The organism is Mycobacterium sp. (assembly GCF_049802695.1).
In the GTDB taxonomy this organism is placed as follows: Bacteria; Actinomycetota; Actinomycetes; order Mycobacteriales; family Mycobacteriaceae; genus Mycobacterium.
Window position 1 is genome coordinate 1 of record NZ_JBARMY010000034.1, and the last position, 3,310, is coordinate 3,310.

Annotated in this window: 3 protein-coding genes; all 3 read left to right on the top strand. The window is 62.9% G+C overall.

Going from position 1 to position 3,310, the window contains the following annotated elements:
• The first annotated feature begins 133 nt into the window (after nucleotides 1-133).
• The 3 genes from WA317_RS01235 to WA317_RS01245 all read left to right on the top strand — a co-directional run bounded on the left by WA317_RS01235 (nucleotide 134) and on the right by WA317_RS01245 (nucleotide 3,116).
• Nucleotides 134-1,462, top strand: coding sequence for a hypothetical protein (locus tag WA317_RS01235; RefSeq protein WP_425171299.1), 1,329 nt, complete (start codon nucleotides 134-136; stop codon nucleotides 1,460-1,462).
• A 131-nt stretch (nucleotides 1,463-1,593) separates the two neighbouring features.
• Nucleotides 1,594-2,046 (top strand): universal stress protein, encoded by a 453-nt coding sequence (locus WA317_RS01240; protein ID WP_425171300.1) that lies wholly within the window; start codon nucleotides 1,594-1,596, stop codon nucleotides 2,044-2,046.
• A gap of 50 nt (nucleotides 2,047-2,096) precedes the next feature.
• Complete coding sequence (locus tag WA317_RS01245) at nucleotides 2,097-3,116, top strand: amidohydrolase family protein (protein ID WP_425171301.1); 1,020 nt, start codon at nucleotides 2,097-2,099, stop codon at nucleotides 3,114-3,116.
• The last annotated feature ends 194 nt before the right edge of the window (nucleotides 3,117-3,310 follow it).

A 3,310-nucleotide genomic window follows, 5' to 3' on the forward strand; every position in this document is an offset into this window, starting at 1 on the left:
CGTCACGATGCTGCTCAAGAAGCGCGACGCGCTGCCCCTCAACGATGCGGCGACGGCGTCCAGGTGGACGCGGCTACTACCGCCAGGTGTTCTGCAGCTGATCCTGGTGCTGGGGACGTTTGCGCTACTGGGATTGGCGTGGCTTGCGGTGCTCGGAAGCTTTGCCGTCGATATCTTTCAACGAGCCGCACCCTATGCCTGCCAAGGCGCCATCCCGGTCTTGCCCAGCTATGGGTGGGTGATGGAGTTGCTCCTGCTCAGTGCTGCCTTGCTGTTCCTTGGCTTTGCAGACGTCACGTCGCTGAGCTTGCATCCGTTTTATCGGCTACGGCTGGCACGAACCTTCGCTGTGCGTCGCGTCAAAGCATCGCCGTGCGGTTGGCAAGCCGAGCGTTATCCGGCGACCGAATGGACTTGGCTGCCTGACTACGGTCATGCTCCAGCCAAGGGCCCGAAATTCGTCTTCGCCGCCGCGGCCACCCTGTCGGGAGCAGCAACCCCGGCGCCCGGTCTCAACGCGGTGTCTTACGTTCTCAGCGCTGACCACATCGGTGGCCCCGATCTCGGATGGCTCAAGACCCGGCAGCTGTTCGACGTAGCGCCGCCGCGACTGAAGCGAGATCTCACAGTCGAGGCATCAGTCGCAGTGAGCGGTGCAGCGTTTGCTTCAGCAATGGGACGGATGGACAACGGCTATCAGAAACTGCTGGCCGTTTCGGGTGCCCGACTCGGAACATGGCTGCCGAATCCCAAACTTGTGGGCAACCTGGTTGGCGCACAAAAAGGTGACCGCGTTGACCCAGAAGACGAAAACCGCCCGTGGCCAACGTCATTGCCTACCATCCGGGGCGCGGGGTACTTCTATCGTGAACTCTTCGGCTTCAACTACGACGACGCGCGCCTTGTGCAGTTGACCGACGGCGGCCACTACGAGAACCTTGGACTGGTCGAGGCACTGCGCCGACGCTGTCGCCTCGTCTTCTGCATCGACGCCGGCGGCGATGCCCCTCCGCTACTCAGCACATTGTCGGATGCGATGCGGCTGGCGGAATACGAATTGGGCGTAACGATTGAACTCAACGAGCACGGCCCCTACTCGGTGAACAACATCGCTCCTGGCTCCGGCAGGCCATTTCCCGAAGGACACGCGTTAGCTGGCTTGAATGGCCGACTCACAAAAGGAACCGTGACTTTCGGCAGAATCAAATACCCGTTGGCGGCGGGGTTGACGGAGTCGCAGAATCCGCGCGGCGTTCTGATTTTCGCGAAAGCTGTTCTATGGGAAGGTTGTCCAGAGTGGCTGCTGACCTATGCGGCGGAGAGTGAGGTGTTCCCTCATGATTCGACATCCGACCAATGGTTCAACGAGGCTCAGTTCGCGGCCTACACCTCGCTGGGAACGATCATGGGGAAGCATGCTGTGGAGTGTGCCAAAGCTCTCGAACGCAGCGGAATGATTTGAATCGGCTAAGCGCTAACGCGGCCGGCGAGAGACATACGCCAATCTGGCCGAAACTTCGGGCCGCGATGGCCAGCGGCGCTAGGGTTCTGCAGGACCTGGAGAACCTTGCCAACAACGCTGCGGAGGGGAACATGACGACCTACAAGACGGTGGTGGTCGGCACCGACGGCTCGGAGTCTTCACTGCGCGCGGTCGAGCGCGCCGGCAAGATTGCGGCCGAGGCCAACGCGAAGCTGATCATCGCGACTGGCTACCTACCGGAGAAAGACGACCTGCGCGCGGCCGATGCCCTCGGGAAGGAGGCCTACAAGGTCTCCGGAAACGCACCTATTTACGCGATGTTGCACGATGCACGTGATCGCGCCAAGGCGGCGGGGGCGACCAACATCGAGGACCGCCCCATCAAGGGTGCTCCCGTGCATGCGCTGGTGGATCTTGCCGAGGAAGTACGCGCCGATTTGCTGGTGGTCGGCAATGTCGGACTGGACACCGGAGCCGCGATCATCGGCCGGGTGTTCTCGATCCCCGGAGCCGTGGCCACTCGGGCCAAAATCGACGTGTTGATCGCCCACACCAGCGGCTAACCGTTTGGCCTACCAGCCGACACCCAGATCCGTTCGGTATGACTGGGCTCATGAAGATCATTGCCTTCGAGGAGCACTACACGCTGCCGGCTATCGCGGACGCGCACCCCAACAGCCCTCGCAAATTATTCGATGTGAGCACGGGAGGACGCGGGTGGCCGCCGCCGGGCATTGAAGACCTGGGGGAGGGGCGAATCGCCGCAATGGACGCCGCGGGTATCGACGTGCAGATCCTTTCCAATGTTCCCGGCGTCGAGGCGGTCGAGGTGCCGCAGGCCGTCGAACTCGCGCGGCAGGCCAACGACGCCGTCGTCGTCGCAGCCACCGAGCATCCGGACCGCTTTCTGGGCTTCGCCACCCTGCCCATGCGCGATCCCGACGCGGCCGTGGCGGAGCTGGAACGGACGGTGCGCGACCATCACTTCGTCGGCGCGCTGATCAATGGTCACGTCGACGGCCGCTACCTCGACGACCAGTTCTTCTGGCCGGTGTTCGAAGCGGCCGAAACACTCGGCGTACCGATCTATCTGCATCCCACGGTTCCCCCGCGGCCGGTGATCGACGCGTACTACCAAGGCCTTGCGCCGGCGGTGTCGGCCAAGTTGGCCGTGGCGGGGCTCGGTTGGCATATCGACACCGGAATCCATTGCGTCAGGCTCATTCTCGGCGGCGTGTTCGATCGCTTTCCCAAACTGCAGGTGATCGTCGGCCATCACTTCGAGGCGCTGAGTTGGATGGCGTGGCGGACGGACTACTCGTTCCCCCCAGAGGAGAGCGGCCTCAAGCGGACCGTCAAGGAGTACCTGCGGGAGAACTTCTACGGCGGCATCCTGGCGGGCGAGTTCGCCGGGCAGCAACCCGGCTCGGTTGATCCCAGCTGGAGCTTGTCGTTCAACGCCTACCAGGCCATGGCCAACGTGATCGGTGTCGACCGGGTGGTGTTCACCGCCGACTATCCGTTTGCCGACATGGCGGCCGGCCGCCGATTCCTGGAGCAGCTGCCGATCCCGCCGGGGGACCGGCAGAAGATCGCCCACCTCAACGCCGAGCGACTGCTCGGGCTCGAATAAGCGGTGGCCCAATAGCGCAATGTTTCAGATGTTCGGCACATGTCTACCCGTGCCGGGTAGAGCCGGCGTCGAGCAGTGCTGCGCCAGCGCATTGATTTTTCGGGAGGGATTTTCATGTCGACTCGCAATACCGTGGTCCGGTCATTGCATGATCTTGGTGCTGCGGCGTGGTTCGGCGGCACGCTGATGGGAGC

Excerpts from the sequence above, each read along its gene's own strand:
- WA317_RS01240 (WP_425171300.1), top strand. The coding sequence starts at position 1,594 with ATGACGACCTACAAGACGGTGGTGGTCGGCACCGACGGCTCGGAGTCT.
- WA317_RS01245 (WP_425171301.1), top strand. The coding sequence starts at position 2,097 with ATGAAGATCATTGCCTTCGAGGAGCACTACACGCTGCCGGCTATCGCG.